The following is a 26,989-nucleotide window of genomic DNA, read 5'->3' on the forward strand; positions in this document are numbered from 1 at the left end:
GAAGGCCGCTTCCTCCACGTCCATTCCCATGAACGAAAAGCTTCGCGCTTCTGGGCGGAAGGGTCAATAAGGCTGTTCCGTTGGTTGATAGAAAAAATCTATTGAACCTGATTTCTCTCGCCGAGAATGCGCGCTTCGTGCAAAAGCGCCGACACCAGCGGCGTGAATGGTTCACGATGCGTCGCAACCAGGCCAACGGTGTGGTGGGCATCCGGCTCGATGATCGGGATCATCTTGATGTCTTCGTGAAAACCAAATGATTTCGCGACGTTGAAGGGCATGATGCTGGCCCAACGACCGGTGCGCACATGGGAGAAAAGCACGATCATCGAATTCGATTCGAGCGTCGGAGCGGCAACGACGCCAGCCTCGGAGAAATGCTGGTTGATGATCCGCCGGTTCTGCATATCGGCGGTCAATAGACAAAGCCGAATGGCGCTAACCTCCTTCCACGTCACGCTTTCGCGATCGGAAAGCGGCGTTCCCGCAGCCGTTACGAGGTGGTAGCGCTCGATCTGCAGCGGGACGCTGGTGACGCGCCCGAGTGGTTCGTTCTCCAGATAAGTGAGACCGGCATCGATCTCGAGGTTTTCGAGCAGCGCCAGGATCTGCAGCGACGTGGTCGACAGCACCGAGAAAGTCACGTCGGGATGCTTCTCCTGAAAGGGCGCGGTGATCATCGGCACCATGGCCAGCGTCGTCGGGATCGCCGCCAGCCGGATATGCCCGGAGAGGCCTTTGCGCGCCGTGCGCATCTCCTCGCGCATGGTGCGGGCATCGCCGACGATGCGGCGCGCCCATTCGAGCACCCGTTGCCCTTCCGGCGTCAGCCCCTGAAAGCGCGAGCCGCGGCTGACGAGCATGACGCCGAGCTGGCCTTCGAGCTGGCGAATTGCCGCCGATAGCGTCGGCTGCGTCACCCCGCATTCAAGCGCTGCCCGGCCGAAGTGTTTTTCGCGGGCCAGCACCAGAAACATTTCCAGCTTGTCGATCATCCCGAACCTTCGGAGTCCTTGGCTTTGCCCCTCACCCTAACCCTCTCCCCGCAAGCGGGGCGAGGGGACGTGCCCCGATCCCTGCCGAAGGGTGATGCCGGCGAAAGAATGTCAGGGCCGCCGCAAGATCTTACGCTCCGCAGACGTTCAGAAGACAGCGGAGCGCGCCGCATGTTCCTTCGCCCCGCTCGCGGGGAGAAGGCGCCGGCAGGCGGATGAGGGGCTTGACCGCCACGGCCATCTACACCTGCTGTACTCACGTGATGAGCTGGCCGCCATTGACCTCCAGCACCTGGCCGGTGATGTAGCCGGACAGCGCATGGGAGGCGAGGAAGAGATAGGCCGGCGCGCAGTCCTCGGCCGTGCCGAGCCTGCCGATCGGGATCGTCTTGCGCGTCGCCTCCAGCTTTTCCGGCGACGAGTAGCGCTCGTGAAACTCGGTGGTGATGGTGCCGGGCGAGACGCAGTTGACCCGGATGCCCTCGGGCGCCAGTTCGCGCGCCAGCGCCTTGGAGTAGGTGGACACGAACGCCTTGGTGGCCGAATAGATCGACGAGCCGGCACTGCCGCCGGTCAGCGCCGAAATCGACACGGTGTTGACGATTGCCGGATGGGTGCCCTTGCGCAACAGCGGCAACAGCGCCCGCGTCATCTCGACCACGGAGGTCTGGTTGAGCTGGACGACGGTGCGATACTGCTCGTCCGTCAGCTCGGCTGCCGGAAAGCGGCCAACCATGGTGCCGGCATTGTTGACGAGGATGTCGACGCTGTCGAACCGGCTGCGGACGGCATCCGCCAGTGCCTCGACGCCACCCTCTGCCAGGAAATCGGCTGCCGCCACATGCGCCCGCCCCTCGGTCGCAGCCGTCTCCAGGAAATCCGGAAGATCGCCAATCGTCCGCCCGGCATGGACGAACACATGCGCGCCGCAATCGAGAAACTGGCGCGCCACTTCAAGTCCGATGCCGCGTCCACCGCCGGTCACCACTACAGTCATGCCTTTGAACAAGGCCGGATGAAACATGTCTTTTCCCTCTTCCCGTCATTGCCAAAGTCGCCTATCGCCGGGGTGATTGCAACGCGCGCAATTCACATGCCGCCGACGAAAGCAGAATCGCGACAAACGACGATTTCTGAAATTGCACAGCTTTCGTTTTTGCATATTATGAAAAAAAACGAAAACGGGGAGGTTTCGGAATGTATCTGACAGGGCGGCAGGCGGAAATCCTGGAACTGGCGAAGAACGAAGGACGCGTGCTGGTCGAGGAGCTGGCGCAGCGCTTTTCGGTGACGCCGCAGACCATTCGCAAGGACCTCAATGACCTCTGCGACGCCAAGATCCTCAACCGGATTCACGGCGGCGCGATCTTCCCGAGCGGCAAGGAAAACGTCAAATACGATGCCCGCCGCCAGATCGCCGCACCGGAGAAGCAGGCGATCGGCAGGGCTGCCGCTGCCCTCATCCCCGACAACGCCTCGCTGTTCATCAATATCGGCACGACGACGGAGGCCGTGGGCGAAGCGCTGCTAGACCACAAGGAATTGATGGTCATCACCAACAACATCAACGTCGCCAACCACTTGCGCGTCTTCCCGTCGATCGAGGTGGTCATCACCGGCGGGGTGGTTCGCGGCTCCGACGGCGGCATCGTCGGCGAGGCGGCTGTCGACTTCATCAAGCAGTTCAAGGTGGACTTCGCCGTCATCGGCGCCTCGGCCATCGACCATGACGGCGCACTGCTCGATTTCGATTTTCGCGAAGTGAAAGTCGCCCAGGCGATCATCGCCAATGCCCGCCACGTCATCCTCGTTTCCGACTCGACCAAATTCGAAAGAACGGCCCCCGTTCGCATCGGTCATATCTCCCAGGTCCAGACCTTCATCACCGATCGCTGTCTCGTTGATAACGTGCGCAAAATCTGCGCCGAACAGGACGTTCGCCTGATCGAAACCGAGGCCTGAAAAGCGCTTTTTTAGACGATCCTGAGATTCGCCCAACATTCGTTTGACATTCGATATATTTTCGCTTTAACTGATTTCACTTTCGCGATTGCACCAATTTGTGCATTGCGAAATGTGGGAGGGGAAAAGCAGTGGCAGAGCAGGCAATCTTCGACGTCTTCGTTATCGGCGGCGGCATCAACGGATGCGGCATCGCGCGTGATGCGGTCGGTCGGGGATATTCGGTTGCCCTTGCCGAGATGAACGACTTTGCCTCCGGCACGTCGTCCGGCTCGACCAAACTCATCCATGGCGGCCTGCGCTATCTCGAACATTACGAATTTCGCCTGGTGCGCGAAGCGCTGATGGAGCGCGAAGTGCTCTGGGCGATGGCGCCACACGTGATCTGGCCGATGCGCTTCGTTCTGCCCTACCACAAGGGTGGCCCGCGCCCGGCCTGGCTCATCCGCCTCGGCCTGTTCCTTTACGATCATATCGGCGGCCGCAAGCTCCTGCCGGCGACAGCAACGCTCGACATGACGCGCGACCCGGCCGGAAAGCCGTTGAAGCGGCTGTTCACCAAGGCATTCGAATACTCCGACGGCTGGGTCAACGACGCGCGTCTGGTTGTGCTCAACGCCCGCGACGCGGCCAACCGCGGCGCCAGGATCATGGCGCGCACCCGGGTGATCTCGGCAAAACGCGACAACGGCACTTGGACGATCGAAACCGAGGACACCGCAACCGGCGAGCGCCGGCAGACGCGGGCGCGCATGCTGGTCAATGCGGCAGGCCCGTGGGTCGATGCGGTGCTCGCAAGTGCGCTCGGGAAGAACGATGTTCACAACGTGCGCCTGGTCCAGGGCAGCCACATCGTCGTGCGCAAGAAGTTCAACGATCCTCGTGCTTACTTCTTCCAGAATCCGGATGGCCGGATCATGTTCGCCATTCCCTACGAGGACGATTTCACGCTGATCGGGACCACCGATCGCGACTACACCGACAACCCGGCAGACGTGCGCATCAGCGATGCGGAGGTCGACTACCTCTGCAAGGCAGCGAGCGAGTATTTCCTCGAGCCGGTGGAGAAGGACGACATCGTCTGGACCTATTCCGCCGTCCGCCCGCTGTTTGACGATGGCGCCAGCAAGGCGCAGGAGGCGACCCGCGATTACGTTCTTCGGGTCGAGGGCGACAGGACGACGGCACCGCTGCTCAATGTCTTCGGCGGCAAGCTGACGACCTATCGTCGCCTGAGCGAATCCGCGCTCGAAAAGATCGGCGAGGCCATTGGCGTCAAGGGCGCCAAGTGGACGGCTGGCTCGAACCTGCCGGGCGGGGATTTCCCGGCCACGGGCTATGCTGACGAGGTCGCCAAGCTTCACAAGAAATATCCCTTCCTTGCCGCAGGCCATGTGCGCCGGCTGGTCCGCCTCTACGGCACGCACGCCTCAGCGCTGCTCGGATCGGCATCGAACGAGGCTGGCCTTGGCCGCCATTTCGGCGCCGACCTCTACGAGGCGGAAGTGAAGTGGCTGATCAAGGAGGAGTGGGCCCGGCACGCCGAGGACGTGTTGTGGCGGCGCACCAAACTGGGATTGAAGCTGACGCCCGGCGAGGCGGCAGCACTGGAGGAATACATGCGGGGCGCGGCGAACGCCGCCGCCTGAGGATCCCCGCATACTGGAATGCCGATGGCTGGGTGGAACACCGGAGAATTCAATGCTTGAAATGAAGAAGATATCCAAGGTCGTGGGTGGGGAGACGCATATCTACCCGACCGATCTTGTGCTGCAGAGGGGGACGCTCAATGTGCTGCTCGGCCCAACCCTTTCCGGCAAGACGTCGTTGATGCGGCTGATGGCCGGCCTTGACAAGCCTGCCTCCGGTTCGCTGATCTTCGACGGCACCGACGTCACCGGCCTGCCGGTCCAGAAACGTTCCGTGGCCATGGTCTACCAGCAGTTCATCAACTACCCGTCGATGACCGTCTACGACAACGTCGCCTCGCCGATGCGCATCAGGGGTTCGGACGCCGCCACGATCGACCGCGAGGTGCGCAAGGCCGCCGAACTGCTGAAGCTCACGCCCTATCTCGATCGCACGCCGCTCAGCCTGTCCGGCGGCCAGCAGCAGCGCACGGCGCTGGCGCGCGCCATCGTCAAGAACGCCGATCTCGTGCTTCTCGACGAACCGCTCGCCAACCTCGACTACAAGCTGCGCGAAGAATTGCGCGAGGAACTGCCGAAGCTCTTCGCGGCATCGGGCGCGATCTTCGTCTATGCGACCACCGAACCTTCCGAAGCCCTGCTTCTCGGCGGCAATACCGCTACGCTTAGCCAGGGCCGCATCACCCAGTTCGGCAAGACCATCGACGTCTTCCGTCGCCCGGTCGACCTGGTGACAGCACGAACCTTCGCCGATCCGCCGCTGAACACGATCGAACTCATCAAGTCGGGCGCGATCTTCACGTTCGACGGCAAGCACGTTCTGTCTGTTCCCGTCCACCTTTCGGCGCTGCCGGACGGCCCCTGCACGGTCGCCTTCCAGCCGCACCACCTGTCGTTCGACCGTCCTTTCGACGGCGCGACACCGCTGACGGTCAAGACGGCAATCTCTGAAATCGCAGGCTCCGAAAGCTTCATCCACGTCGGCTTTTCCGGTGCGCGCTGGGTCATGCTGGCGCCGGGCATCCACGACATCGAACCGGACGCAACCCTCGAGGTTTTCGTCGACATCCGCCACCTGATGGCCTTCGGGCCGGATGGGCGCGCGATCGGCAAGACGGCCTGAGGGGGCGCTGGGAGGAAAGACAATGGCACGCATCGATCTCGAACATATCCGCCACGCCTATGGCGCCAAGCCGAAGTCGGAAAACGACTACGCGCTCAAGGAAGTGCACCACGAGTGGAACGACGGCGGCGCCTATGCGCTGCTCGGACCGTCCGGCTGTGGCAAGACCACGCTGCTCAACATCATTTCGGGCCTCATCAATCCGTCGGAAGGACGCATCCTCTTCGACGGCAAGGACGTCACGCATCTGTCCACCCAGGACCGCAACATCGCCCAGGTGTTCCAGTTCCCGGTGATCTACGACACGATGACCGTCTACGACAATCTCGCCTTCCCGCTTCGCAACCGGCATGTGCCGGAGACCGAGGTCGACCGCCGCGTCAAGGAGATCATCGAGATGATCGGCCTTGGCGGCTGGGCGGGCAAGAAGGCGCAAGGCCTGACGGCCGACCAGAAGCAGAAGATCTCGCTTGGCCGCGGCCTCGTGCGTTCCGACGTCAGCGCCATCCTGTTCGACGAGCCGCTGACCGTCATTGATCCGGAAATGAAATGGGTGCTGCGTTCGCAGATCAAGCGGCTGCACAAGCAGTTCGGCTTCACCATGGTCTACGTCACCCATGACCAGACCGAAGCGCTCACCTTCGCCGACAAGGTCGTCGTCATGTATGACGGCCAGATCGTGCAGATCGGCACGCCCGCAGAACTGTTCGAACGGCCGCGCCACACCTTCGTCGGCTATTTCATCGGTTCGCCGGGCATGAACGTTCTGCCGGCAAAAATCGACGGCAGCACCGCCCAGGTCGGCGGCGAGAGCATTGCGCTCAACTTCCGACCCGAGATCAAGTCCGGCGCCAAGACCGAACTCGGCATCCGCCCGGAGTTCGTGTCGATCGGCCGCGAGGGCATGCCGGTTGCGATCACCAAGGTCGAGGATATCGGCCGTCACAAGATCGTGCGCGCCCGCTTTGCCGACCAGCCGATCTCGATCATCCTCGACGAGGATGGCGAGATCCCTGCCGATCCACGCATCGCCTTCGACCAGAAGGCCATCAACATCTACGCCGATTCCTGGCGCGTCGGCGGGGAGGCCTGATCATGGAAAAGACCTGGAACAACAAAGCCTGGTTCATGGTTCTGCCGGTGCTGGTGCTCGTCGCCTTCTCGGCGGTGATCCCGCTGATGACCGTGGTCAACTATTCGGTTCAGGACACCTTCGGCAACAACGAGTTCTTCTGGGCCGGCACCGACTGGTATGTCGACGTCCTGACCTCCGACCGCTTCTGGGACGCGCTCACCCGCAACCTGATCTTCTCGGCGATCATCCTTGCGATCGAAATCCCGCTCGGCATCATCATCGCGCTCAACATGCCGAAGAAGGGCCTGGGCGTGCCGGTCTGCCTCGTCCTGATGGCGCTGCCGCTCCTGATCCCGTGGAACGTCGTCGGCACCATCTGGCAGGTCTTCGGACGCGTCGACATCGGCCTGCTCGGCCACACGCTGGAAGCGCTGGGGATCAACTACAACTACGTGCAGAACCCAATCGACGCCTGGGTCACGCTGATCGTCATGGACGTCTGGCACTGGACGAGCCTCGTGGTGCTGCTCTGCTATGCCGGTCTCGTCTCGATCCCGGACGCCTACTACCAGGCCGCCAAGATCGACGGCGCGTCGCGCTGGTCCGTGTTCCGCTACATCCAGCTGCCGAAGATGAAGCGCGTGCTGCTGATCGCCTTCCTGCTGCGCTTCATGGACTCATTCATGATCTACACCGAACCCTTCGTCGTCACCGGCGGCGGCCCGGGCAACTCCACCACCTTCCTGTCGATCGACCTCGTAAAAATGGCCATCGGCCAGTTCGACCTCGGTCCGGCGGCAGCCCTATCGATCATCTACTTCCTCATCATCCTGCTGCTCTCGTGGATCTTCTACACCGTGATGACCACGAGCGACGCGCAGAGCTGAACCGGGAGGGAGGAGAGACCAATGAACACGACCAAAGCACCGCTTTCGCAACGCCTGTCCTGGCTGGTTCCGACGATCTACATCGTCTTCCTGCTGTTGCCGATCTACTGGCTCGTCAACATGAGCTTCAAGGAAACGAGCGAGATCCTCAGCACGTTTTCGCTGTGGCCGCAGAACCCGACGCTGCGCAACTACATGGTGATCTTCACCGACCCGTCCTGGTACAAGGGCTATATCAACTCGATCATCTACGTCGTCATGAACACGGTGATCTCGGTTTCGGTGGCGCTTCCGGCGGCCTACGCCTTCTCGCGCTATCGCTTCCTCGGCGACAAGCATCTGTTCTTCTGGCTGCTGACCAACCGCATGGCGCCGCCGGCCGTTTTCGCGCTGCCGTTTTTCCAGCTCTATTCGGCCTTCGGCCTGATCGACACCCACATCGCGGTCGCGCTCGCTCACTGCCTGTTCAACGTGCCGCTGGCGGTCTGGATCCTGGAAGGTTTCATGTCCGGCGTGCCAAAGGAGATCGACGAGACCGCCTATATCGACGGCTACTCGTTCCCGCGGTTCTTCGTGAAGATCTTCACGCCGCTGATTGCCTCGGGCATCGGCGTCGCGGCCTTCTTCTGCTTCATGTTCTCCTGGGTTGAACTGCTGCTGGCCCGCACGCTGACGACCACGGCCGCCAAGCCGATCGCCGCGATCATGACCCGCACGGTCTCGGCCTCCGGCCTCGACTGGGGCGTGCTGGCGGCAGCCGGCGTGCTCACCATCATCCCCGGCGCGCTGGTGATCTACTTCGTACGCAACTACATCGCCAAGGGCTTTGCCCTGGGCCGCGTCTAAAGGAGCTTCGTCATGAATTTCTCATGGATGGCATGGACGCTGCCGACGGCGCTGTTCTTCATCACCATCGCGCTGCTGCTCGTCGGCATGGCCGTGTGGGAATATGTCTCGCCGGGCGGCAATCCGCGCGTCGGCATCCTGCGCTTCGAGACGACGCGCGGCGACAGGCTTTTCGTATCGCTGCTCGGCAGCGCCTTCATTCACCTCGCGTGGCTCGGCCTTGGCGGACCGAACCTCTGGTGGGCTCTCGCCCTCTCAGTGGTCTATGCCATCGGCGTCTTCCGCTACGTGTGAGGTGAACGGACTGAGGGGCGGGAAGGGCCCTCGAAACTGCAATGGAACGCAATCGCAAAACCCAAAGGGAGGAAATTATGCGACGGCACCTTTTGACAACGACGGCAGTCATGCTGCTGGCTTTCACCGGCTCGGCCTTTGCCGGCATGGACGAGGCCAAGAAGTTCCTCGACAGCGAGATCGGCGACATGTCCGCTCTCGACCGCGCCGCCCAGGAAGCGGAAATGCAGTGGTTCGTCGATGCGGCAAAGCCTTTTGCCGGCATGGACATCAAGGTCGTTTCCGAAACGATCACCACCCATGAATACGAATCGAAGACGCTGGCCAAGGCCTTCACCGACATCACCGGCATCAAGATCACTCACGACCTGATCGGCGAAGGCGACGTCGTCGAAAAGCTCCAGACGCAGATGCAGTCGGGCGAAAACGTCTATGACGCCTACATCAACGATAGCGACCTCATCGGCACCCATTGGCGCTACCAGCAGGCCCGCAACCTGACGGACTGGATGACCAACGAAGGCAAGGACGTCACCAACCCGAACCTCGACATCGACGACTTCATCGGCAAGTCCTTCACAACAGCACCGGATGGCAAGCTCTACCAGCTGCCCGACCAGCAGTTCGCGAACCTCTACTGGTTCCGCTACGACTGGTTCAACGACGAGAAGAACAAGGCGGACTTCAAGGCGAAGTACGGCTACGACCTCGGCGTTCCCGTGAACTGGTCGGCCTATGAGGATATCGCCGAGTTCTTCACCGGCCGCGAAGTCGACGGCAAGAAAGTCTATGGTCACATGGACTACGGCAAGAAGGACCCGTCGCTCGGCTGGCGCTTCACCGACGCCTGGCTGTCGATGGCCGGCAACGGCGACAAGGGCATCCCGAACGGCAAGCCGGTCGACGAGTGGGGCATCAAGGTCGACGAGAATTCGCGTCCTGTCGGCTCATGCGTTGCCCGCGGCGGCGACACTAACGGCCCAGCTGCCGTCTACTCCATCCAGAAGTACCTCGACTGGATGAAGGCCTATGCACCGGCTGCTGCCCAGGGCATGACCTTCTCGGAATCCGGACCGGTGCCGTCGCAGGGCGAAATCGCCCAGCAGATGTTCACCTACACGGCGTTTACCGCCGACTTCGTCAAGCCGGGCCTGCCCGTCGTCAACGAGGACGGCACCCCGAAGTGGCGCTTCGCTCCGAGCCCGCACGGCGTCTACTGGAAGGACGGCATGAAGCTCGGCTACCAGGACGCCGGTTCCTGGACGCTGCTGAAGTCCACCCCTGACGATCGCGCCAAGGCCGCATGGCTCTACGCGCAGTTCGTGACCTCGAAGACCGTCGACGTGAAGAAGAGCCATGTCGGCCTGACCTTCATTCGCCAGTCGACGCTGGATCACAAGAGCTTCACCGACCGTGCACCGAAGCTCGGCGGTCTGATCGAGTTCTACCGTTCGCCGGCCCGCCTGCAGTGGTCGCCGACCGGCACAAACGTTCCTGACTATCCGAAGCTCGCACAGCTTTGGTGGCAGGCGATCGGCGATGCTTCCTCCGGCGCGAAAACCGCCCAGGAAGCCATGGATTCGCTTTGCGCCGAACAGGAAAAGGTGATGCAGCGCCTGGAACGCGCTGGCATCCAGGGCGATATCGGTCCGAAGCTCGCCGAGGAACACGACCTCGAATACTGGAACAAGGATGCCGTTTCCAAGGGCAACCTCGCTCCGCAGCTGAAGGTCGAGAACGAGAAGGAAAAGCCCCAGACCGTCAACTACGACGAACTGGTCAAGAGCTGGCAGAAGTAACATCCCCAAGACGACGGCCGCCCGTGCAAACGGGCGGCCGAGGACCAGGAGATGCGGCACCGGGGTCGGCAACGGCCCCGGTTTTTCGTTGCCTTAAGGAAGATCATGGAGAGTGGCGCGGAAATCCCTGCCGCCCAAGCCACGCCACCACCAGGGCCGGAAGCAGGATAACCAGCAACGCAACTGGAAAAACACCCGCACCGACACTGTCCAGCAGCAGACCGCCAACCAATCCGCCACCTGCCATTGCCGCATTCCAGGTCGTGACGACCATCGACTGCGCCGCATCCGCTTCCATGCCGGCTGCCTTTGCCGAAGCGGTCTGAAACAGCGTCGCTGCGCCGCCGAAAGCGAGCCCCCAGGTGATAACCCCGGTGTAAATCGCGACCGACAGATCGGGCGAGAAGGCGAGCAATAGCGATGCTGCCGCAAACAGGATCATGCTCGCCAGAACCAGCCGGCGCAAATGCCTGTCGACCAGCGCCCCGATGATCGGAATGACCACGAGCGAGGCGATGCCGAAGACAAGCAGGACCCTGTCAGCTTCGCCATCGAGACCCGACGGCTGCAGGAACGGCACGATGTAGGTGTAGAGAATATTGTGGGCGAGAACGACGGCAAACATCACAAACAGCACCGGCCGGATCCCGGGCAGCCGGAACACGGACGACAGCGGCTGGCGGCGTTCGCCGCGCTGGCCCGGAAAATCGGGCAGTGCCCACAGGCTCCAGCCGACGAGCAGGATTGCCGCGACGCTGAGAAGACCGAAGGTCAGGCGCCATCCCGCCGCGGCCCCGAGCAGCGTCCCCGCTGGAATGCCGATCGACAGCGCCACCGGCGCGCCGAGCATGGCGATGGCAATCGCCCGCCCCTGCTGGTGCGGCGCCACCATGCGGATGGCATAGCCGGCGGCAAGCGCCCACAGCAGCCCGGCAAACACACCGGCGAAAAAGCGCGCCGCCATGGTCAGGGCATAATCGTGCGAAAGCGCAGTCACCGTGTTGACCACGGCAAAACCGGAGATCGCGGTGATCAACAGCGGCCGCCGCCGCCAGGTCCGCGTCAGGGCCACCAGCGGAATGGCGGCGACGAGCGAACCGATCGCATAGATCGTCACCATCTGCCCGACGAGGGATTGTGAGACGCCGAGGTCGCCGCCGATTTGCGTGAGCAACCCGGCCGGCAGTGCCTCGGTGAGGATGGTGATGAAGCCAGCGGTCGCGAGCGCCAGCAGCGCGGAAAGAGGCAGCCGGGCGCCGGCGGCAGGCATAGATAATGTTTCCTGCGAAGGTAAAAGCGCGCAGTCGTTGGATTGCATGACGTTTATCTCTCGGGATGGCCGACGGGACCGTCGGTCTCAAAGGGCGCGGGAAAGACGCACGAGGCGTTCGCCACCGGCTGAGGCCGGCGGCGATCTCGCCTATGCCGATGCTGCGCGTGCTGCACGCCTGCGCAGCACCAGATCATCGACGCGATAGGTGTGGAACTCGCTGGTCGAGACCGTATCCAGCGCCCTGAATTTCTCGAGGAAAACCGGGTCGCTGAAGAACTCCTCGACATTTCCTTCGCCGGCTATCGCCTCGATGTTGACCACGGTCTTGCCGTCGGTGCTCTTTGAGAGGTTGCTCCAGAGAAAGCCTTCCTTGCGCTCGGCCACATAGTGGACCACGTCCTGGATCAGGCCAAACGCCTCTTCCTGCTTGCCCTCGTGGGCGTGGATGACATTGACGATGAAGACGGTGGGTTCGGGGTTTCCGCGGAAACCGGCCACAAGTGTCTCTTGCATGTGTTCTCCATTCTTTTGCCGACGCTGTTGTTGCGCAGCGAACGCGCTGTGTCGGCCAGGCGGACTATGGCGAGCTTCCAATCAGGGAAAAATACGCTACAGCTCCGAAGATATCGGACAAGAATATCTACAATCCCGAAGAACGGACGAGGACGAAAAATGGACAGCCTTGGGGCACTCAATGCATTCGTGCAGGCGGCAGACGCCCGCAGCTTTACCGAGGCCGCAGCCCAGCTCGGCGTTTCCCCCTCCGCCGTTGGCAAGGCGATTGCCCGCCTGGAGGAGCGATTGAGCGTTCGCCTCTTTCATCGCAGCACCCGCAGCGTCACGCTGACACCGGAAGGCACGCTTTTTCTCGAACGCTGCCGGCGAATCTTTTGCGAGATCGAAGCGGCGGAAGCCGAGTTGGTACAGAGCCAGGAAGCCCCGCGCGGCAAGCTGCGCGTCAGCCTGCCAATGGCCGGCATGCTGCTGATGCCGACGCTTACCGCCTTCATGCGCGCCTATCCTGAGGTCGAGATCGATCTCGATTTCTCCGACCGCATGGTCGACGTCATCGAGGAAGGTTTTGATGCCGTGATCCGCAGCGGCGAGCTCGGCGATTCCCGTCTGATGACGCGCCAGCTCGGCACGTTCCACCCCTACCTGGTCGCTTCACCCGCCTATTTCGAGCAACATGGCGTGCCGGAGACGCCTGCGGACCTTGAACACCATCATTGCCTGCATCATCGCTTTCCCTCGACAGGCAAGCTAGAGCCCTGGCCGCTGGTGCAGGATGGCGTTGTACTCACTGTCGACCTGCCGATAACAGCCGTCTCCAACGCGCTGGAACCGCTGATCCACATGGCCGAGGACGGGCTCGGCATCGCCTGCCTTCCGGATTTCACCGTCGGGCGGCAGTTGCGCGAGGGAACACTTGTACCGGTTCTCGAAAACCGGCTGCGCCGTTGCGGCACCTACCGTATCCTCTGGCCCTCGAGCCGGCATCTCGCGCCGAAACTGCGCGTCTTCGTCGACTTCATGGCCGCCAATCTCTTCCCGGCAAATGGCGGCTCGTCGAGCCCGCTTTGACAGGAAACCGGGCCTACGATTTCGCCAGCACCCGGCGTGCGGTCTTGCCCGGCCGGTCCTTGTCGAAAATCGCCCGGATCGCCTGCTTCGTGCCGTCACCCATCAGCACGACCATGTCCAGATAGAGTTGTCTGTCGACGATAACAAAGCGGACGTCGAACGGTTTGCCGCCATAATGGCCGCTGGCCTTCTCGCTCCAGCGGCCGATGCCGTTCGCGGTCCCGGTGCGCGTCTTCAGGTCCGCATGGGCAAATGCGAACCAGCCGCTGCTGGAAGACACTTTCAGGATCGGCCCGTGCTGCTTGATCGCCAGCCAACAGGTGTCGCAGGTGCCGGCGTTCGACACCATTTGCCGCCACTGCCCAGGGAAATCCGCGGTCTCGGCGTTGGCGGCAAACGGCCACAACACCACGACAATGGCGATCAGGACGCCGACCAATCGGTGAAACGTGCCAGCAGGCGACGAAGATTTCATTGCTGCAATCCCATGGAAACCCGGAGGCGAGCGTTCGCCTTGATACCGGTCGAGATTGCCTGCGCTTCATTGCGGTAACGTTGCATCTGTTCCGCCGTTTTCCGCCAGTGTTGCGGTCCGGCAGTTCCCATTGTTGATGCCCATTTCCCCCGAATTCCCGAAAGTGTTTACTCCTGGGTTGTCCTTGCGGCATTCTGTCCCGGCACCAAAGATGCCTTTCCCCTGTTGAAAGACGGGGCCCCTGTTGGAGGACGGGGGGAGCGGACTGGTCGACGTGATGGGAGGAGTAACCATGAGCGACGCATCCAGCATACACCCGGTGGACGAGAAGCTGCCTGTCGGCAAGCTAGCGACCCTTGGGATCCAGCATGTTCTCGTCATGTATGGCGGCGCCGTCGCGGTTCCGCTGATCGTCGGCCGGGCTTTGCAGCTCAGCCCTCAGGATGTCGCCTTCCTGATTTCGGCCGATCTTTTCGTCTGCGGCCTCGTCACCATCATTCAGTCGCTCGGCATCACCCGCAGCGTCGGCATCCGCCTTCCCGTGATGATGGGCGTGACCTTCGCCTCCGTCGGGCCGATGGTGTCGATGGCGACGATGACGCCCGGCCACGAAGGCGCACGACTGATCTTCGGGGCCATCATCGGCGCAGGCCTTGTCGCGCTGCTGCTCGCCCCGATCATGGGGCGGTTGTTGCGCTTCTTCCCGCCCATTGTCACCGGCACCATCATTCTTGTCATCGGCGTGACCCTGATGCGCGTCGGCGTCAACTGGATCTTCGGCAACCCCTTCGGACCGACGGCACCGAAGCTGGTCGATCCGACCCACGCCGAATGGCTGGCCGAACTGAAAAAACTCGCCAGCACCGGCGGCCCAGCCGTTCCTGATGGTGTCGTGTTGGGTGCCACCGTCCCGAACCCCATCTATGCCGAGCCGAGCCATGTCGGGCTCGCCGCCTTCGTGCTGATCTCCATCCTCGTCATTGCGCGCTACGGCCGTGGGCTGATCAGCAACATTGCGGTCCTGACCGGCATCGTCATCGGCTGCGTCTTTGCCGCCGGCCTCGGCATGATGCATTTCGACCGGGTGGCGGATGCCGGCTGGTTTGCCGTCGTAACGCCCTTGCGCTTCGGCATGCCGATCTTCGATCCGGTGCTGATCGCCACCATGTCGCTGGTGATGATCGTTGTGATGATCGAATCGACAGGCATGTTCCTGGCGCTCGGCGAGATCACCAACAGGGAAGTCTCGCAACAGCAGCTGACCGCCGGCCTTCGCGTCGACGGCATCGGCACAATGATCGGTGGCCTGTTCAACACCTTCCCCTATACCAGCTTCTCGCAGAATGTCGGCCTTGTCGGCGTCACCGGCGTGAAGAGCCGCTATGTCTGCGTCATGGGTGGTGCGATCATGATCGTGCTCGGGTTGATCCCGAAGATGGGTGCCTTGGTCGAGGCGGTGCCGACCTTCGTGCTCGGCGGTGCCGGCCTTGTCATGTTCGGCATGGTGGCCGCCACCGGCGTGCGCATCCTGTCGACCGTCGACTTCAAATCGTCGCGCAACAACCTGTTCGTCGTTGCCGTCTCTGTCGGCTTCGGTCTGATCCCGCTGATCGCACCGAACTTCCTGATGTGGATGCCGCATGCGATCCACCCGATCATCGAATCGGGCATCGTGCTCGCCTCGATCTCGGCGGTCGTGCTCAACGCCTTCTTCAACGGCCTGCGCGTCGAACGCTCCGCCTCGATCAATGCGGCAAGACTCGCCGACAGCCACTGAGCCGGCTCAAGACCATCAGCCCCGGCCTTCGCAAGGAGGCCGGGGCTTTGTCGTTCCAGCGCCAGAATAACCTCGACACTTCGATCACGGGCGAAGCATCTGCCCGCGCCGACACGGTAAAACGAGGCAACGAAAACGCCCCGAAGGATCCGACCATCATGGCCAAGACCAATCTCACCCTCGAGCTTCTGCTGCTCGCCTTGCTCGCAACGCTGTGGGGTGCGTCTTACACCTTCATCAAGATCGGCGTCGAAACCATCCCGCCGGTGACGCTGATCGCAGCCCGTACGCTGATCGCCGGCACTATCCTGCTCGTGGTCCTGCGCATGCGCGGCGTCAGGCTGCCGCGCGACGCGGCCACATGGAAACGCTTCCTGTTCCAGGCCTGCCTCAACAGCGTTTTCCCCTTCACGCTCATTGCCTGGGCGGAACAGACGATCGATGCCGGCGTCGCCTCGATCCTCAATGCCGCCACCCCGATCTTTGCCTTCCTGCTGACGGCGCTGATCACCCGCCATGAGGCGGCAACGCCAAGAAAGCTGATCGGCGTGATCGCAGGCATGGCCGGCATCAGCCTGATCATCGGCGTCGAGGCTTTTGGCGGTATCGGCGACCAGCTGCTGCCGCAGTTTGCCGCGGTTTTTGCCACCGTATGCTATGCTGGCGCTGCTATCTTCGGAAAGAACTTCAGGGGCCTCGACCCGATGGTACCTGCCGCGGGCTCGCTTCTTTCCGGCGCCGTGCTTCTCATCCCTGCAAGCCTGGTGATCGACCAGCCGTGGACGCTTGCCCCTTCCGCCCCGTCGGTGATGGCGCTCGTCTGCCTTTCCGTATTTTCGACAGCGCTGGCCTTCGCCATCTATTTCCGGCTGATCCAGACGCTCGGCTCGGTCGGCGCCACGGCGCAGGCCTATCTGCGCGTACCCGTTGGCGTCGGCATCGGCGTTCTCTTCCTCGGCGAACGCCTGTCGGACACAATCTGGATCGGCCTTGCCTGTGTCGTCATCGGCGTTGCCGCCATGACCATCCCGGCGCGCCGGACGAGCGCTGTCATCATTGAGCGGAGCTAAGGCAACATCAGCGGCAAAACAGAAAAGACGCAGCGATCGCCCGCTGCGCCTTTTCGACGTTACGAAGCAATGTCGCTCAGTCCTTGCGCTTGCGGCAATAAAGCTCGAGCCTGTGGCGAACCAGATCGTAACCGAGTTCGGCAGCGATCTCCGCCTGCAGCTGCTCGATCTTGTCGGAGCGGAACTCGATCACGGCCCCGGTGTCGATGTCGATCAGGTGGTCGTGGTGAGGCGCGTCGGCCGTCTCGAAACGGGCGGTTGCGCTTTCGAAGGCGTGGCGCTGCACGACGCCCTGTTGCTCCAGCGCCGACAGCGTCCGGTAGACGGTCGACAGCGAAACGGTCGCATCGATTTCCTTGGCGCGGCGGTGCAATTCGCTCGCATCCGGGTGGTCTTCGGCTGTCGCGAGTATCTTCAGGATTGCCGCGCGTTGCCGCGTTACGCGCACGCCGCCGTCCCGAAGCACGCCTTCCAGCTCTTCAACGCGATTCTTGTTCTGTTTCATGGCGCTACACTAGCCAAGCCCGGTTAGTTTGAAAATAGCCAGTTGCGAATGCTTCTCATTTGCATTGACTTATGCAAATCATTCCCCTACTCCTGTGCAAGACAACATCGGGGAGTATGGAATGATCGATCAGACGAGACGCGCGATCCTGGTTGCAGCAACCGCATTGGCAGCCTTCGCGCTCGTTCCGGGCACCGCTCTGGCGCAGGAAAAGTTCAAGGCCGTTACGACGTTCACGGTGATTGCCGACATGGCCAAGAACGTCGCGGGCGACGCGGCCATCGTCGAATCCATCACCAAGCCCGGTGCGGAAATCCACAACTACCAGCCGACGCCCCGCGACATCCTGAAGGCACACGATGCCAAGCTGATCCTCTGGAACGGCCTCAATCTCGAACTCTGGTTCGAAAAGTTCTTCCAGAACTTCGACGAAGTTCCAGGCGTGGTCGTCTCTGAAGGTGTCGAGCCGATGGGCATCGCCGAAGGTCCCTATAGCGGCAAGCCGAACCCACATGCCTGGATGTCGCCTTCGGCAGCACTGATCTATGTCGACAACATCCGCGACGCATTCGTGAAGTACGACCCTGATAATGCCGAGACCTACAAGGCCAACGCCGAAGCCTACAAGCAGAAGATCGAGGCGGCGATTGCCCCGATCCGGACCGAGATCGGCAAGATCCCGGAGGACAAGCGCTGGCTGGTTTCGAGCGAAGGCGCCTTCAGCTACCTCACCCGCGACTTCGGCCTGAAGGAGCTTTACCTCTGGCCGATCAATGCCGACCAGCAGGGCACGCCACAGCAGGTGCGCAAGGTCATAGACGCCGTGCGGGCGCACAACATCCCCGTCGTCTTCTCCGAAAGTACGATTTCGCCCGACCCGGCGCAGCAGGTGGCGCGGGAAACCGGCGCCAAATACGGCGGCGTGCTCTATGTTGATTCGCTGAGCGAGGCGGACGGTCCGGTGCCGACCTATATCGACCTGCTGCGCGTCACGTCCGAAACCATCGCGAAAGGCCTTTCGCAATGAACCTTCAGGTAAAGACCGGTGCCCGCCCGACGGCCGGCACCGGAGATATTGGCAGCGGCATCCGTGTCTCCGGCGCGACGGTGACCTATCGAAACGGCCACCGTGCCCTGCGCGATGCCTCCTTCGAGATCCCGACCGGCACGATCACCGCCCTTGTCGGCGTCAACGGCAGCGGCAAGTCGACCCTCTTCAAGGCGATCATGGGTTTTGCCCGGCTGGCCAAGGGCGAGATCTCGATCCTCGGATTGTCGGTGCCCGAGGCTCTGAAGAAGAACCTCGTCGCCTATGTCCCACAGGCAGAAGAAGTCGACTGGAATTTTCCTGTTCTGGTCGAGGACGTGGTGATGATGGGCCGCTACGGCCACATGAACATGCTGCGCATCCCGAAAAAGGCCGACCATGAGGCGGTGTCGGCAGCCCTTGCCCGTGTCGGCATGAGCGACTTCCGCAAGCGCCAGATCGGCGAGCTTTCCGGCGGCCAGAAGAAGCGCGTGTTTCTTGCCCGCGCCCTCGCCCAGGATGGTCGCGTCATCCTGCTCGACGAGCCCTTCACCGGCGTCGACGTCAAGACGGAAGACGCCATCATCCGGCTGCTGATGGGCTTGCGCGACGAAGGTCGCGTCATGCTGGTCTCGACCCACAATCTCGGCAGCGTACCGGAATTCTGCGACCGCACCGTTCTCCTGAAGAACACCGTGCTCGCCTACGGCCCGACGGAAACGACCTTTACCCGCGAAAACCTCGAACTCGCCTTCGGCGGCGTGCTCCGGCATTTTGTGCTCGGCGGCGACAGCCTGCATGACGACGCCGATCCGCGGCAACTGTCTGTCATCACCGACGACGAGCGGCCGCTGGTGATGTACGGCGCCAAGGGGCAGATGGTGTCGCAGCCGGCCAAGCCCGAGACCGACCCGGAGGCAGCAGGCAAATGATCGCCACGTTCCTCGAGCCCTTCACCTACAATTACATGGTCAACGCCATGTGGGTGAGCGCCCTGGTCGGCGCCGTCTGCGCCTTCCTGTCGTCCTATCTGATGCTGAAAGGCTGGTCGCTGATCGGCGACGCGCTCTCGCACTCGATCGTCCCGGGCGTCGCCGGCGCCTATATGCTCGGCCTGCCCTTCTCGCTCGGCGCCTTCTTCTCCGGAGGTCTTGCAGCCGGCGCCATGCTGTTTCTCAACCAGCGCACCCGGCTCAAGGAAGACACCATCATCGGGCTGATCTTCACCTCGTTCTTCGGCCTCGGCCTGTTCATGGTGTCGCTGTCACCGACCTCGGTGAACATCCAGACGATCGTTCTCGGCAACATCCTCGCGATCACGCCTGCCGACACGCTGCAGCTTGCGCTGATCGGCATCATCTCGCTTCTCATCCTGACGGCGAAGTGGAAGGACCTGATGGTCACCTTCTTCGACGAGAGCCATGCACGCTCGATCGGCATCCCGACGACGTTCCTGAAAATCCTGTTCTTCACGCTGCTGTCGGCCTGTACCGTCGCAGCGCTGCAGACGGTCGGCGCCTTCCTGGTCATCGCCATGGTGGTGACACCCGGCGCCACCGCCTACCTGCTCACCGATCGCTTTCCGCGGCTGATCGTCATCAGTGTCGCGATCGGCGCGCTCACCAGCTTCTTCGGCGCCTATTTCAGCTACTTCCTCGATGGCGCCACTGGCGGCATCATCATCGTGCTGCAGACTCTGATCTTCCTCGCAGCCTTCGTTTTCGCACCCAAGCACGGATTGCTGGCGGCGCGCCGGCGCAGCGCCGAAGCCCTGGAGGCCACGCCATGATCTCGCTCGATCTTCTGCTTGCGGTCTTCGAATTCGAGTTCATGCGCAACGCGCTGCTGATCTCGGTTCTGGTGGCGATCCCGACGGCGCTGCTCTCCTGCTTCCTCGTGCTCAAGGGCTGGTCGCTGATGGGCGACGCCATCTCGCATGCGGTCTTCCCGGGCGTCGTCATCTCCTACATCGTCGGCCTGCCGCTTGCGGTCGGCGCCTTTGCCGCCGGCATGTCCTGCGCGCTTCTGACGGGGTATCTGAAAGAAAACAGCCGCATCAAGCAGGACACTGTCATGGGCGTGGTCTTTTCCGGCATGTTCGGCTTCGGCCTCGTGCTCTACACCAAGATCCAGAGCGACGTGCATCTCGACCACATCCTCTTCGGCGACATGCTCGGCATCGGCTGGCCCGATATCATCGAGACCGGCCTGATCGCGCTGGTGGCGACGGCTATCCTGGCGGTGAAGTGGCGGGATTTCCTGCTGCATGCCTTCGACCCGGCCCAGGCCAAGGCGGTTGGCCTGCGCGTCAACTGGCTGCACTATGGGCTCTTGGCGATCCTGTCGCTGACGATCGTCGGTGCGCTGAAGGCCGTCGGCCTGATCCTCGCGATCGCCATGCTGATTGCCCCCGGCGCCATCGCGTTCCTGATCACCCGCACCATGGGCAGCATGCTCATCGTTGCCGTGCTGGTCGCGACCGTCGCCTCGTTCTCGGGCGTCTATCTCTCGTTCTTCATCGACAGCGCCCCGGCACCGACCATCGTGCTCTTGATGACGGTGATCTTCCTCGCCGCTTTCCTCTGGTCGTCCTGGCGGACGGCCCGCATCGAGGCACAGCGGACGACGGTTGAATAAGGACGAAGCTCCCTTCCGCGGGAAGGGAGCTTCGACACTGTCGTCTCAATGGCTCGGATGGAGCGCGTCGTTGAGATACATGCAGGTCAGCATGGTGAAGATATAGGCCTGGATGACCGACATCAGCAGTTCCAGACCCGTCAGCGCCACGGTCATCATCAGCGGCATGACCGCGCCGAGCATGCCGAGCGCGCCGAAGCCGCTGAGGCTGACGACGAAGCCGGCAAACACCTTCAAGGTGATATGGCCGGCAAGCATGACGGCGAAAAGACGAACGGAGTGGCTGACCGGGCGCGAGATGTAGGACACGACCTCGATCGGGATGATGATCGGCGCCAGCACCAGCGGCACGCCCGACGGCATGAACAGCCGAAGGAAGCCGAAGCCGTGCTTGATCAGGCCGTAGATCGTCACGGTCAGGAACACCAGAGCCGCCAGCGCGAAGGTGACCGAGATATGGCTCGTCACCGTGAAGGCATAGGGGAACATGCCGATCAGGTTTGCGACCAGGATGAACATGAACAGCGAGAACACCAGCGGGAAGAAACGCATGCCGTGCTCGCCGGCATTCTCCCGCAATGTCTTCGACACGAACTCATAGAGAATTTCGGCCGCCGACTGCGCCCGGTTCGGCACCAGGCCGCGCCGCCGCGTCGACAGGATCAGGAAAAGGCTGGCAATCGCCACCGTCACGATCATGAAGACGGACGAATTGGTAAAGCTGATGTCGTGTCCGCCGACCTCGGCGATATGGAAGAGCGACTTGATCTCGAATTGTTCGATGGGTCCGGCCATCATGAACCTCGTGCGTTGGCAAGGAAGCAACCACGGCGCGCCGGCGGCGGCCGCTGGCGCATCAATTTGTGGAGAAAACGGGCGTAAGCCGATCTCGCGACGGGGCGCGTTGGCGCCCGAAGCAAACGGCCGGCTCTGTCAGGAAGGAAAAGCTCACGCGGACGTGCCGCAGGCCAGAATGCTGCATGATGCGATCGACTCCATTATCTCGAGTATCGAGATAGTGGGGCCGTCCCCAGGCGAAGCATCGACGCGGGTCGTCCCGCGTGCGCCTGACCTAGAGGCAAATGTCGGCGAGGTCAAGCCGACACGCACCCTGGGATAGCGGGGTGGCGTCGGCATCGGATGGTTCAGCCGACCGAGGTTCAGCCAAAATCCCGGTGGTCGGCGAGCACCTCTTCGATCACGCAGCGGCTCTTGTCGGCTTCGGCCGAATTCGTGCCAGGGAGACCGGCATAGACGATCAGCGCCTTCCACAGCGTCCAGCCGCGGCCGCGCGCCCAGGTGCCGGCATCGAGCGCGACCCCGGCGCGAAACGCCTCCCGGCTTTCCCCACGAAGCAGCGTCCAGGCGATGGCGAGATCGCAGGCGGGATCGCCGATGCCGGAGGTGCCGAAATCGATCACCGCGCTCAAGCGACCGTCTTCCACGAGCAGATTGCCCCAACTGATATCGCCGTGGAACCAGACCGGCGCCCCCTGCCAGTCAGCCGAAAGCGCCGCCTCCCAGACCTTACGTGCCGCCTCCGTATCGATCCGTCCCTCAAGCGCCGCGAGCGCACGGCGGGTCTCCGCGTCATAGTGAGCGGGCGGCCCACCGCGAAAGAAATTATGCGCACCCGGTAGCGGCCCGCCGCTCGCATCCACCTCTCTCAAGGCGACGAGAAAACGGGCAAGGTCCTCGGCAAAGATCGTGAGGTCGCCGATGCGTTCATCCGCCGCCGTCTCGCCCGGCAGCCAGCGATAGACCGACCACGGCCATGGATAACCCCCGCCGGACACACCCCTTGCGAGAGGCACCGGGATCGGCAGCGGCAGGTGCGGCGCCAGCTTCGGCAGGAAGACCTGCTCCTTTTCCACTTGCAGCGCATAGGATGCAGCACTTGGCAGCCGTACGGTCATGTCCTGCCCGAGATGAAAGGTACGGTTGTCCCAGCCGCCTGGAAGCAAGGGGGCGATGTCGAGCCCGGCCCACTGCGGAAACTGCGCGGCGATCAGGCGCCGGACCAGCGCCGCATCAATGGTGGGGATGATCGTCGATTGGTCGGACATATCGAAACAAGCGCCTCGCCAGAGTCAGGACGCCTGTTTTAGCCGATCGCCATCTGATCGCAACGTCGCCGCCCGAGCGACACCAGCCGCCTTAGCCGATCCGCATCGCCTTCAGCCTGTCTTCATCGAGCACGACGCCGAGCCCCGGAGCTTCGCCGAGGTCGAGCCAGCCGCCCGCATGACGCAGCGGCGCCTTCATCGGAAAATCGCGGCGCATCTCGCTCCATTCGGGATTGTCATAGGGATATTCGAGCCAGGGCGCATCGCCGACACCGGCCGTCAGGTGGGCGTTGGCAAGCACGCCGATGCCGTTGGTCCAGGAATGCGGCGTCATCATCAAGCCGGCCTCGCGCGCCTGGAAGGCGAGACGCCGGCAACCGGTGATGCCGCCGACGAGCGCCACATCAGGCTGGATCACGTCGAAGGCACGGTCCTCGATGATATCGCGAAACTCGTAGAGCTCGCGGGTCATCTCGCCGCCGGCGATGCGCAGCGACGTCGCATCCGAAAGCCGCCGCATGCCCTTGCGGTCCGAGCGGTGCAGCGGCTCCTCCATCCAGTAGATACCAAGACGCTCCAGCTCGCGCGCCACCATCAGCGCATCCTTGAAGGTCCAGGAGAGCGTCGTATCCCAGGGCATGCGCCAACCCTGGTTGCAGTCGACCATCAGGTCGAGACGATCGCCGACGCGGGCACGGATCGCTTCGAGCGCGCGCACGTCGTCGCGCCAGGTGCCGCGACCGCCGGACGATGACGAGAAGCGCACCTTCATTGCCGGAAAGCCTTCGTCGACATAGCTTTCCGCTTGCGCGGCCATGGCGCCGGGATCGCGCAGCACGCCCGAGGAGGCATAGAGGCGCACCCGATCCGACCGGCCACCGAGCAGTCGCCAGACCGGCTCGTCGGTGATCTTGCCGGAGAGGTCCCACAACGCCAGATCCATCGGCCAGCAACGGCCATAGTGGAAATTGATGTGCGAGAGCACCTCGTAGTGGCGCTCGAGCTGGCGCGGATCCTCACCGATGAACAGGTCCTCGTGCCCCTCGAACCCCTTCATCAGGTCGCCGGAGCCGATACCCTCGCGCCCCTCGTCGTCCCGGACGCGCACGATGGTGGCGTCGAACTGTCGGCGCGGCCGCCCGTCCCAGCTCGCCTTGAACGGCGGATCGAGCGGCAGGCGATGGTGGCTGATCTCGATGGATGCGATCTTGCTCATGGTCTCTCCCCCGAAGGCTCAGCCGAACTGCTGCCAGATGGTCTTGTAGTCGCAATATTTGTCGATCGCATGCACGGAGCGGTCGCGGCCGAAGCCCGACTGCTTGAAGCCGCCGAAGGGGGTCGCAAAGTTAGACATGTCATAGGTGTTGATCCAGACCGTGCCGGCATGGATCGCCTCGGAAAACCGATGCGCCCGATCCATGTCTTTCGTGAAGACGGCACCCGCCAGCCCGTAGATCGTATCGTTGGCGATCCGCAGCGCCTCCTCCTCCGTATCGAAGGCGATGGCGGCCAGCACCGGGCCGAAGATCTCCTGGCGCGCCAAGCTCATGTCGTTGGTCATGTCGACGAAGACGCCGGGCGAGACGTAGTAACCGCCAGTCTCGGTCATCACCCGCTCGGCGCCAAAGGCGCGGCGTGCGCCCTCCTTCTCGCCGACTGCCACCAGCGACAGCACCTTTTCAAGGTGCGCCTCTTCGATCAGCGCACCGATCTGGGCTGTCGGGTCGAGCGGATGCCTAAGCGCAATGTCGCTCTTCGTCACCGCCTCGATCTTTGCGATCAGCGCGTCCTGAACCGAGCGATGCACGATCAGCCGGGTCGAGGCATGGCATGTCTCGCCGGAATTGTAGAAGCAGCCCCAGGCAACAGCCGAAGCCGCTGCATCGAGATCGGCATCTTCGAAGACCACCAGCGGCGACTTGCCGCCGAGTTCGAGGGCCACCCGCTTGACGTTCGACTGCGCCGCATAGCCCATGATCAGCTTGCCGACCTCCGTCGAGCCGGTAAAGGCGATCATGTCGACGTCCATATGCAAAGCCAGCGGCTTGCCGGTCTCTTCACCATAGCCGGTAACGACGTTGAACACGCCGGCTGGCAGCCCGGCTTCTACGGCGAGGCTCGCAAGGCGAATGGCGGTGAGCGACGACTGCTCGGCCGGTTTAAGCACGACGGAATTGCCGGCCGCGATCGCCGGCCCTAGCTTCCAGGCGTCGATGATCATCGGGTAGTTCCAGGGCGTGATCACACCGACGACGCCGAGCGGCACCTTGCGCACCAGCGCCCGGGCGTTCGGGCCGGTCGGCGCGATCTCATCATAGAGCTTGTCGATCATCTCGCCGTAGAACTGGATGCCGTCGGCGCAGAGCCGGACGTCGACATTGAGCGACGCCATGATCGGCTTGCCCACATCGAGCGTTTCGAGCATGGCGAGTTCCTCGCCATGGGTCCGGATGAGATCGGCCCATTTGAGCATGATCTTCTTTTTCTCAAGCGGCTCCTTCCGTCGCCAGATGCCACTCTCGAAGGCGGTCCGCGCGCTCGTCACCGCCGTATCGATATCGGCCGCATTGCCCCGCGCGATTGCCGGCCCCGGCTTGCCGTCCATCGGCCGGGCGCGGATGAACGTTTCGCCCGACGCGCTGGCACGATGTTCGCTGTCGATGAAATGCCGACCCTCCGGCTTCAACGCCGAAAGAACGTCTTGCCAATAGTCGCGCGTAAAGACCTTGCTCATTTCGTGTCGTCCTTCGCTTACATCGTCTTTGGCAGAGCCATGATTGTCGCCGCAAACCGATCGATATCCGCGTCGTCGATCGGGCGGATCGTCGATCGCCGCATCGGCTGGTTTTCCGGCGCTTTCATTTCTGCGGCCAGATCGCCGGCTCCGAAGGTTTCGAAGGTAGCAGGAAGCGCCCTCACAAGGCCGCAGCGGTCCATGAGGCGCGAAACGAAGTCCGGAAGGTCGCTGGCACGGGAAAAGCCGCAAGCTCTCGCAGCGGCCTCAAGCTCGACTGTGTCGGCATCGACAAGCCAATCGAGCGTCGCCTCGAAACCGAGCGCTGTCGCAAGGCCATGGTGAACTGGCGCCAATCCCGCGAGCGCATGGCTGATATTGTGGGCGACGGCAGTGCCGCAATTGTCGATGGCGATGCCGGCATAACAGGAGCCGAGCAAAACGTCGGCGCGGGCTTGCAGATTGCCGGGCTCGCGCACCGCCGTCTCCAGCGATGCCGTCAGCAGGCGCAGGGCCTCATGTGCATAGAACTGCGCGCCGCGGTGCGTGTTGCGGTTCGTCGCCGCCTCGAAGGCATGGATGAAGGCGTCGAGGCCGCACCAGGCGGTCAGATGTGCCGGCAGCGTCGTCGTCAGCACCGGATCGAGCAGCACCAGATCGGCCTTGGTTTCCGCCCCCCAGATCCAGAGCTTCTTGCCCTCGGGCCCGGCAAAGATGTTAGTCGCCGACGTCTCGGAGCCGGTTCCGGCCGTCGTCGGCACCATGATCTTCTTCAGGGGTGTCTTCGGCAGCGCATTGGCGGCAAGCGCATAAAACATCGGATCTTCGCCGGAGGCAGCGCAGCAGGCGGCGATCTTGGCGATATCCAGCGCCGAACCGCCGCCGATGCCGATCACGAGGTCTGAGCCGACGGCGGATTTCGTGGCTGCGCGCACATGCGCGAGTTTCGGCTCGCCGGCAAAATCGGAAAACACCCGCGTTGCAACACCCTCATGGTCGAGGCTGTCGACGATGCGGCCGGCAAGACCGGACTGGGCGAGGAAACCGTCGATGACGATCGTTGCCGCGGCAGCGCCCTGCGCTTTTGCGGCCGTGCCGATGGTCGTATGGATATTGTCTGCCAGGCGGATTTCGGGAATGAAGGAAGTGGAGAAGGACAAGGTCGTCTTCCTGTCGCCGCGGGATGATCGCTTTACCCTGCATCACAATCT

Annotated in this window: 26 protein-coding genes; 15 read left to right on the top strand and 11 right to left on the bottom strand. The window is 62.7% G+C overall.

The window, feature by feature from the left end; all coding sequences use genetic code 11:
• Positions 1-98 precede the first annotated feature (98 nt).
• Both AC1Q80_RS18095 and AC1Q80_RS18100 read right to left on the bottom strand, forming a co-directional pair.
• Complete coding sequence (locus AC1Q80_RS18095; protein WP_492361376.1) at positions 99-995, bottom strand: LysR family transcriptional regulator; 897 nt, start codon at positions 993-995, stop codon at positions 99-101.
• 256 nt (positions 996-1,251) lie between these two features.
• Positions 1,252-2,019, bottom strand: a complete 768-nt coding sequence (locus AC1Q80_RS18100; RefSeq protein WP_173418222.1) for an SDR family NAD(P)-dependent oxidoreductase — start codon at positions 2,017-2,019, stop codon at positions 1,252-1,254.
• Positions 2,020-2,192: 173 nt separating this feature from the next.
• Here AC1Q80_RS18100 and AC1Q80_RS18105 point away from each other — a divergent pair, with 173 nt between their 5' ends.
• The 8 genes from AC1Q80_RS18105 to AC1Q80_RS18140 all read left to right on the top strand — a co-directional run bounded on the left by AC1Q80_RS18105 (position 2,193) and on the right by AC1Q80_RS18140 (position 10,630).
• Positions 2,193-2,957, top strand: a complete 765-nt coding sequence (locus tag AC1Q80_RS18105; RefSeq protein WP_173418223.1) for a DeoR/GlpR family DNA-binding transcription regulator — start codon at positions 2,193-2,195, stop codon at positions 2,955-2,957.
• A 131-nt stretch (positions 2,958-3,088) separates the two neighbouring features.
• Positions 3,089-4,606, top strand: coding sequence for a glycerol-3-phosphate dehydrogenase (glpD, locus tag AC1Q80_RS18110; RefSeq protein ID WP_492361377.1), 1,518 nt, complete (start codon positions 3,089-3,091; stop codon positions 4,604-4,606).
• A 52-nt stretch (positions 4,607-4,658) separates the two neighbouring features.
• Positions 4,659-5,729 carry an ABC transporter ATP-binding protein gene (locus AC1Q80_RS18115; RefSeq protein WP_209790491.1) on the top strand — a complete coding sequence of 357 codons (1,071 nt, stop codon included), beginning with the start codon at positions 4,659-4,661 and terminating at the stop codon, positions 5,727-5,729.
• A gap of 22 nt (positions 5,730-5,751) precedes the next feature.
• Positions 5,752-6,822, top strand: coding sequence for an ABC transporter ATP-binding protein (locus AC1Q80_RS18120; protein WP_173418226.1), 1,071 nt, complete (start codon positions 5,752-5,754; stop codon positions 6,820-6,822).
• A 2-nt stretch (positions 6,823-6,824) separates the two neighbouring features.
• Positions 6,825-7,691 carry a carbohydrate ABC transporter permease gene (locus AC1Q80_RS18125; protein ID WP_065780770.1) on the top strand — a complete coding sequence of 289 codons (867 nt, stop codon included), beginning with the start codon at positions 6,825-6,827 and terminating at the stop codon, positions 7,689-7,691.
• 21 nt (positions 7,692-7,712) lie between these two features.
• On the top strand, positions 7,713-8,537 hold the full coding sequence (locus AC1Q80_RS18130) for a carbohydrate ABC transporter permease (RefSeq protein WP_173418227.1): 825 nt from the start codon (positions 7,713-7,715) through the stop codon (positions 8,535-8,537).
• 12 nt (positions 8,538-8,549) lie between these two features.
• Complete coding sequence (locus tag AC1Q80_RS18135) at positions 8,550-8,831, top strand: DUF2160 domain-containing protein (RefSeq protein WP_112805408.1); 282 nt, start codon at positions 8,550-8,552, stop codon at positions 8,829-8,831.
• A gap of 77 nt (positions 8,832-8,908) precedes the next feature.
• The gene (locus AC1Q80_RS18140) at positions 8,909-10,630 is read left to right on the top strand and encodes an ABC transporter substrate-binding protein (protein ID WP_209790490.1); all 1,722 of its coding nucleotides are present in this window, start codon (positions 8,909-8,911) and stop codon (positions 10,628-10,630) included.
• A 103-nt stretch (positions 10,631-10,733) separates the two neighbouring features.
• Here the strand turns inward: AC1Q80_RS18140 and AC1Q80_RS18145 are convergent, their stop codons facing one another.
• The gene (locus AC1Q80_RS18145; RefSeq protein ID WP_492361378.1) at positions 10,734-11,900 is read right to left on the bottom strand and encodes an MFS transporter; all 1,167 of its coding nucleotides are present in this window, start codon (positions 11,898-11,900) and stop codon (positions 10,734-10,736) included.
• Positions 11,901-12,050: 150 nt separating this feature from the next.
• A complete protein-coding gene (locus tag AC1Q80_RS18150; protein WP_492361379.1) occupies positions 12,051-12,416 on the bottom strand; it encodes an antibiotic biosynthesis monooxygenase in 366 nt (121 codons plus the stop codon).
• 159 nt (positions 12,417-12,575) lie between these two features.
• Between AC1Q80_RS18150 and AC1Q80_RS18155 the strand changes: the two genes are divergently transcribed.
• Entirely contained in the window at positions 12,576-13,487 is a 912-nt protein-coding gene (locus tag AC1Q80_RS18155) for a LysR family transcriptional regulator (RefSeq protein ID WP_492361380.1), read from the top strand.
• Positions 13,488-13,500: 13 nt separating this feature from the next.
• Here AC1Q80_RS18155 and AC1Q80_RS18160 read toward each other — a convergent pair whose 3' ends face one another.
• Complete coding sequence (locus AC1Q80_RS18160; RefSeq protein WP_492361381.1) at positions 13,501-13,962, bottom strand: hypothetical protein; 462 nt, start codon at positions 13,960-13,962, stop codon at positions 13,501-13,503.
• 292 nt (positions 13,963-14,254) lie between these two features.
• Here AC1Q80_RS18160 and AC1Q80_RS18165 point away from each other — a divergent pair, with 292 nt between their 5' ends.
• Both AC1Q80_RS18165 and AC1Q80_RS18170 read left to right on the top strand, forming a co-directional pair.
• Complete coding sequence (locus tag AC1Q80_RS18165; protein WP_492361382.1) at positions 14,255-15,739, top strand: nucleobase:cation symporter-2 family protein; 1,485 nt, start codon at positions 14,255-14,257, stop codon at positions 15,737-15,739.
• A 158-nt stretch (positions 15,740-15,897) separates the two neighbouring features.
• A complete protein-coding gene (locus AC1Q80_RS18170) occupies positions 15,898-16,809 on the top strand; it encodes a DMT family transporter (protein ID WP_492361504.1) in 912 nt (303 codons plus the stop codon).
• 76 nt (positions 16,810-16,885) lie between these two features.
• On the opposite strand, the gene AC1Q80_RS18175 is transcribed toward AC1Q80_RS18170, so the two are convergent.
• Positions 16,886-17,314, bottom strand: a complete 429-nt coding sequence (locus AC1Q80_RS18175; protein WP_173418234.1) for a Fur family transcriptional regulator — start codon at positions 17,312-17,314, stop codon at positions 16,886-16,888.
• A 121-nt stretch (positions 17,315-17,435) separates the two neighbouring features.
• Between AC1Q80_RS18175 and AC1Q80_RS18180 the strand changes: the two genes are divergently transcribed.
• Genes AC1Q80_RS18180 through AC1Q80_RS18195 form a run of 4 tightly spaced genes read left to right on the top strand, consistent with a single transcriptional unit; the run spans position 17,436 to position 20,978 of the window.
• Positions 17,436-18,341, top strand: coding sequence for a metal ABC transporter substrate-binding protein (locus AC1Q80_RS18180; protein WP_173418235.1), 906 nt, complete (start codon positions 17,436-17,438; stop codon positions 18,339-18,341).
• Positions 18,338-19,273, top strand: coding sequence for a manganese/iron ABC transporter ATP-binding protein (locus AC1Q80_RS18185; protein ID WP_210264327.1), 936 nt, complete (start codon positions 18,338-18,340; stop codon positions 19,271-19,273). The genes AC1Q80_RS18180 and AC1Q80_RS18185 overlap by 4 nt, the downstream gene beginning before the upstream one ends.
• Positions 19,270-20,130 (top strand): metal ABC transporter permease, encoded by an 861-nt coding sequence (locus AC1Q80_RS18190; RefSeq protein ID WP_492361383.1) that lies wholly within the window; start codon positions 19,270-19,272, stop codon positions 20,128-20,130. Before AC1Q80_RS18185 ends, AC1Q80_RS18190 begins: the two co-directional genes overlap by 4 nt.
• Positions 20,127-20,978 (top strand): metal ABC transporter permease, encoded by an 852-nt coding sequence (locus tag AC1Q80_RS18195; protein WP_176354450.1) that lies wholly within the window; start codon positions 20,127-20,129, stop codon positions 20,976-20,978. Before AC1Q80_RS18190 ends, AC1Q80_RS18195 begins: the two co-directional genes overlap by 4 nt.
• Before the next feature lie 45 nt (positions 20,979-21,023).
• Here AC1Q80_RS18195 and AC1Q80_RS18200 read toward each other — a convergent pair whose 3' ends face one another.
• From AC1Q80_RS18200 to AC1Q80_RS18220, 5 genes are all read right to left on the bottom strand, one after another.
• A complete protein-coding gene (locus tag AC1Q80_RS18200; RefSeq protein WP_492361505.1) occupies positions 21,024-21,773 on the bottom strand; it encodes a F0F1 ATP synthase subunit A in 750 nt (249 codons plus the stop codon).
• Positions 21,774-22,138: 365 nt separating this feature from the next.
• A complete protein-coding gene (locus AC1Q80_RS18205; protein WP_492361384.1) occupies positions 22,139-23,044 on the bottom strand; it encodes an aminoglycoside phosphotransferase family protein in 906 nt (301 codons plus the stop codon).
• A 91-nt stretch (positions 23,045-23,135) separates the two neighbouring features.
• Positions 23,136-24,260 (bottom strand): mandelate racemase/muconate lactonizing enzyme family protein, encoded by a 1,125-nt coding sequence (locus AC1Q80_RS18210; protein ID WP_492361385.1) that lies wholly within the window; start codon positions 24,258-24,260, stop codon positions 23,136-23,138.
• 18 nt (positions 24,261-24,278) lie between these two features.
• On the bottom strand, positions 24,279-25,778 hold the full coding sequence (locus tag AC1Q80_RS18215; protein ID WP_492361386.1) for an aldehyde dehydrogenase: 1,500 nt from the start codon (positions 25,776-25,778) through the stop codon (positions 24,279-24,281).
• A gap of 17 nt (positions 25,779-25,795) precedes the next feature.
• Positions 25,796-26,938 carry an iron-containing alcohol dehydrogenase gene (locus AC1Q80_RS18220; protein ID WP_209790479.1) on the bottom strand — a complete coding sequence of 381 codons (1,143 nt, stop codon included), beginning with the start codon at positions 26,936-26,938 and terminating at the stop codon, positions 25,796-25,798.
• Positions 26,939-26,989 lie beyond the last annotated feature (51 nt).

This window comes from Ensifer sp. GW823-FHT05D09, assembly GCF_058795755.1.

What these genes read in the sequence shown, in the direction of transcription:
- AC1Q80_RS18170 (WP_492361504.1), top strand. Translation starts at nt 15,898, where the DNA reads ATGGCCAAGACCAATCTCACCCTCGAGCTTCTGCTGCTCGCCTTGCTC.
- AC1Q80_RS18145 (WP_492361378.1), bottom strand. Translation starts at nt 11,900, where the DNA reads ATGCCTGCCGCCGGCGCCCGGCTGCCTCTTTCCGCGCTGCTGGCGCTC.
- AC1Q80_RS18200 (WP_492361505.1), bottom strand. Translation starts at nt 21,773, where the DNA reads ATGGCCGGACCCATCGAACAATTCGAGATCAAGTCGCTCTTCCATATC.
- AC1Q80_RS18195 (WP_176354450.1), top strand. Translation starts at nt 20,127, where the DNA reads ATGATCTCGCTCGATCTTCTGCTTGCGGTCTTCGAATTCGAGTTCATG.
- AC1Q80_RS18155 (WP_492361380.1), top strand. Translation starts at nt 12,576, where the DNA reads ATGGACAGCCTTGGGGCACTCAATGCATTCGTGCAGGCGGCAGACGCC.
- AC1Q80_RS18180 (WP_173418235.1), top strand. Translation starts at nt 17,436, where the DNA reads ATGATCGATCAGACGAGACGCGCGATCCTGGTTGCAGCAACCGCATTG.
- AC1Q80_RS18105 (WP_173418223.1), top strand. Translation starts at nt 2,193, where the DNA reads ATGTATCTGACAGGGCGGCAGGCGGAAATCCTGGAACTGGCGAAGAAC.
- AC1Q80_RS18100 (WP_173418222.1), bottom strand. Translation starts at nt 2,019, where the DNA reads ATGTTTCATCCGGCCTTGTTCAAAGGCATGACTGTAGTGGTGACCGGC.
- AC1Q80_RS18150 (WP_492361379.1), bottom strand. Translation starts at nt 12,416, where the DNA reads ATGCAAGAGACACTTGTGGCCGGTTTCCGCGGAAACCCCGAACCCACC.
- AC1Q80_RS18185 (WP_210264327.1), top strand. Translation starts at nt 18,338, where the DNA reads ATGAACCTTCAGGTAAAGACCGGTGCCCGCCCGACGGCCGGCACCGGA.
- AC1Q80_RS18215 (WP_492361386.1), bottom strand. Translation starts at nt 25,778, where the DNA reads ATGAGCAAGGTCTTTACGCGCGACTATTGGCAAGACGTTCTTTCGGCG.
- AC1Q80_RS18165 (WP_492361382.1), top strand. Translation starts at nt 14,255, where the DNA reads ATGAGCGACGCATCCAGCATACACCCGGTGGACGAGAAGCTGCCTGTC.
- AC1Q80_RS18135 (WP_112805408.1), top strand. Translation starts at nt 8,550, where the DNA reads ATGAATTTCTCATGGATGGCATGGACGCTGCCGACGGCGCTGTTCTTC.
- AC1Q80_RS18120 (WP_173418226.1), top strand. Translation starts at nt 5,752, where the DNA reads ATGGCACGCATCGATCTCGAACATATCCGCCACGCCTATGGCGCCAAG.
- AC1Q80_RS18125 (WP_065780770.1), top strand. Translation starts at nt 6,825, where the DNA reads ATGGAAAAGACCTGGAACAACAAAGCCTGGTTCATGGTTCTGCCGGTG.
- AC1Q80_RS18130 (WP_173418227.1), top strand. Translation starts at nt 7,713, where the DNA reads ATGAACACGACCAAAGCACCGCTTTCGCAACGCCTGTCCTGGCTGGTT.
- AC1Q80_RS18115 (WP_209790491.1), top strand. Translation starts at nt 4,659, where the DNA reads ATGCTTGAAATGAAGAAGATATCCAAGGTCGTGGGTGGGGAGACGCAT.
- AC1Q80_RS18175 (WP_173418234.1), bottom strand. Translation starts at nt 17,314, where the DNA reads ATGAAACAGAACAAGAATCGCGTTGAAGAGCTGGAAGGCGTGCTTCGG.
- AC1Q80_RS18210 (WP_492361385.1), bottom strand. Translation starts at nt 24,260, where the DNA reads ATGAGCAAGATCGCATCCATCGAGATCAGCCACCATCGCCTGCCGCTC.
- AC1Q80_RS18205 (WP_492361384.1), bottom strand. Translation starts at nt 23,044, where the DNA reads ATGTCCGACCAATCGACGATCATCCCCACCATTGATGCGGCGCTGGTC.
- AC1Q80_RS18140 (WP_209790490.1), top strand. Translation starts at nt 8,909, where the DNA reads ATGCGACGGCACCTTTTGACAACGACGGCAGTCATGCTGCTGGCTTTC.
- AC1Q80_RS18190 (WP_492361383.1), top strand. Translation starts at nt 19,270, where the DNA reads ATGATCGCCACGTTCCTCGAGCCCTTCACCTACAATTACATGGTCAAC.
- AC1Q80_RS18160 (WP_492361381.1), bottom strand. Translation starts at nt 13,962, where the DNA reads ATGAAATCTTCGTCGCCTGCTGGCACGTTTCACCGATTGGTCGGCGTC.
- AC1Q80_RS18095 (WP_492361376.1), bottom strand. Translation starts at nt 995, where the DNA reads ATGATCGACAAGCTGGAAATGTTTCTGGTGCTGGCCCGCGAAAAACAC.